Consider the following 2,639-nt stretch of genomic DNA (forward strand, 5'->3'; position numbering starts at 1 on the left):
TTCCAGTATTTGAAAGGGTTTTAGTTCAAGTGTCCGGCTGTTTCTTCTGCGGTTTCCAGGAACAACTATTTTGCCTTCTTTGAGTTTTAAATGATTTGGTTCTAACTGATGCAGCTCTTCGGTGGTTACGCTTGATAAACCAGGATTCCTAAAATGATTTTGTTTCGTTTTTCTCTGTTGGTTGTGGTTTCTAAGGATTGGTAAAGGTTTTCAAGGTCCTTAAAGTCGATGATATTGGAAGGTAATTTTTGCCGGATGCCTTTTAGATTCAGATTTGAAGCTGGATTAATAATGTTAGGGTTAGATTGCTTCAGGTATTCATAAAAGTTCCTGATGCTTCGTAGTTTGCTGTTGATGTGCCTTTTGCTGTTCCCTTCGACTCCGCTCAGGGCATCGACTTCGAGTTTGCAGTAATCAATGAAGCTGAGTAAATCGTTGTACCGGGTATCTTCTGGTTGCAGGTGTTCGGTTTCAAGCCACTTCAAAAAGTACCCGGCGTAGTTTGATTTCTGGCGGATGGTGTTTGCTCCGTTACCCAGTTCCTGAAGGTAGGTTTTAAAGCCTGTTAGTTTGCTTTCAATCTCTTTGTTAAAGATATATTCGGGCTTCTTACGCATTGGCTAAATGGGTGTAGATTTGGGTGCTTTCAAGGCTACTATGGCCTAAGAACTGGCTGACTTCTTCCAAGGTCATTCCAGATTGTAAAAGGTGGGTGGCGATGGAGTGGCGCAGGGTATGGATGCCTATATCTTTTTGCAGTTTACTTGCCTCTGCTAATCTGTGAACCCTTTCTATGATGGCATTTCCACACAATCGGTTTACTTGCATGCTTAAAAAAAGTGCTTCCGGTTTGGCGTTTTTAAAGCTGCGTATTTTTTCTCTGGCCACGTAGATGTAATTCTCTATGTCTTCTTTTACGGCTTCTGTCATGGGTATGTACCTTTCTTTGTAGCCTTTGCCTTGTCTGACGTGGATACGTTTTTCTTTGAGTAAAACATCATTCACGTTTAAACTTACCCCTTCGCTTCGTCTTAGTCCACAACCATAATAGATGCTTAAAATGGCTCTGTCCCGGATGCCTAAAATACTGTTGTCGCAGGCTTTGTACAGTGCTTTGATTTCTGATTGTGTGAGGATGATTTTGCTGGTTTCTTTGTCAGGCCTGGTTTTTATTTCCACTTCAAAAAATGGCTTACCTGTTTCCTGTAAGTACCTGCTGAACCGCTTTATGGCATTAATGTTACTGGTTATGTAATTATTCGACAGGCTACCGTTTTGCCGCTTGTTTTTGCGGCATTGAAGGTGTTTGTTGTAATTGGTTAAAGTCTGGGGCTGGATGGCTTCAAGGTTGGTTATTTCAGAAGATTTCAGATAAAAGAAAAAATCATTGACATAGCGCACAGATGCGTAAACAGTACTTGGTGCATATTCTAAGGTCTTGAGCCACTTTTCAAAGCTTTCTGAGAGTATAACGTTTATATCCATTACGATGATTTTTATGGGTACATATTGCACTTTCTTAAGTATAACAGTCATTCTTACTCAGGCCTTTATTTTCAATAAGTTACAAACTCAAGAACAGTGTTATTCTTCTGTTATACTACTGTTACACTTTGGGTTTTCCTTCGTAGCTGCTCTAAAACTTCGTTCATCTCATCGGTTCCGGCTTGCAGTTTTTCGTAATCATCCCAACGGTAGATTTCATATTCAAAGCCTGTTTTTCGGTTGCCTCCTGTCTTTCTGACAAATCCCCGACTTTCGAGCTCGTACATGTAACGGTTTACTTTCATGGGATACATTCTAAGCCTTTCCCGGACTTCCTTTGCATAGAAGTTTTCCTTCTTCTCCTTTTTTGTCCAACGTTTCAGACTTTCGAAGAACTCACGTACTGCCCGGGGCAGTTCATCGGATTTAGCCAGTAGCACATCTTTTAAAAGTATGTTTGCCCATTCTATGTCTTCCAGAGCTGTTTCAATGTAGCGCTCTCCGGTTATCTTGTCTATTTTGATTTCTCGCTGATATTGGTGATAAAAGGTGATGGTTTCGATGGTTGCCAGGTAATGAGAGTTTGTGCGAAGGGGCTTAAAAATGTATTCTGGGAGCTTTAACAGTTCGGCATAAGGGTTTCTGACTTTTATGGGTTTTAATACCGTTTGCATGTCCTTAAAAAACTCTTTCAGCTCGTTTTCTTCTTTGCTGTTTATTTTCCCGGCTGATAATCTGCGTTGATATTCCATGATGTGTTCTTTTTGCTGGCCGCTGCCGTCCAGATAAATCAATAAACTACGGTTTGAGTTATCCTCATAAAGCTTTTCCCTTGTGGTTGTTCCGGCCAGACTTATAGGACCCTCAACGTGTAGTGTTATGGTTTTAAGGTTGCCTTTACTGTCTTTTATGGGGATGGTTTTTGATATTTTCTTTTTGCTCTGTAATTCCCGAAGCGGATATAAGACATCCTGTGCACCGTCCATGTCTTCAATAAGAACCAGTTTATGTTTTAGCTCTTTGCGGTCGAAGTAGTAAAAGGCATTTTCTGAGAGTATGGTAATTTCCAGTTTCTCTTGTTCTGGTATCAGCTCACTTACTTTCTCCTGAAGGTAAGTTTTGCCGGTTTTATGCAAAGCTATACATAAATGTGG

3 protein-coding genes are annotated in these 2,639 nt (G+C 40.6%); all 3 read right to left on the bottom strand.

What is annotated here, in order from left to right; all coding sequences use genetic code 11:
• Positions 1 to 125: 125 nt before the first annotated feature.
• Positions 126 to 617, bottom strand: coding sequence for a site-specific integrase (locus JCM15548_RS20265; RefSeq protein WP_062129016.1), 492 nt, complete (start codon positions 615 to 617; stop codon positions 126 to 128).
• Positions 610 to 1,485: a tyrosine-type recombinase/integrase gene (locus JCM15548_RS20270; RefSeq protein ID WP_062129018.1), complete on the bottom strand. Its 876-nt coding sequence runs from the start codon at positions 1,483 to 1,485 to the stop codon at positions 610 to 612. The genes JCM15548_RS20265 and JCM15548_RS20270 overlap by 8 nt, the downstream gene beginning before the upstream one ends.
• A 110-nt stretch (positions 1,486 to 1,595) precedes the next feature.
• Positions 1,596 to 2,639: MTBMA_p00010-related P-loop-containing protein (locus tag JCM15548_RS22060; RefSeq protein ID WP_227626077.1), on the bottom strand; the 1,044-nt coding region annotated here is incomplete at its 5' end.

The organism is Geofilum rubicundum JCM 15548 (assembly GCF_000974365.1).
GTDB classification, from domain to species: domain Bacteria; phylum Bacteroidota; class Bacteroidia; order Bacteroidales; family Marinilabiliaceae; genus Geofilum; species Geofilum rubicundum.

Bases quoted from the DNA above. Each gene is read 5' to 3' on its own strand.
- JCM15548_RS20265 (WP_062129016.1), bottom strand. From the start codon at position 617: ATGCGTAAGAAGCCCGAATATATCTTTAACAAAGAGATTGAAAGCAAA.
- JCM15548_RS20270 (WP_062129018.1), bottom strand. From the start codon at position 1,485: ATGGATATAAACGTTATACTCTCAGAAAGCTTTGAAAAGTGGCTCAAG.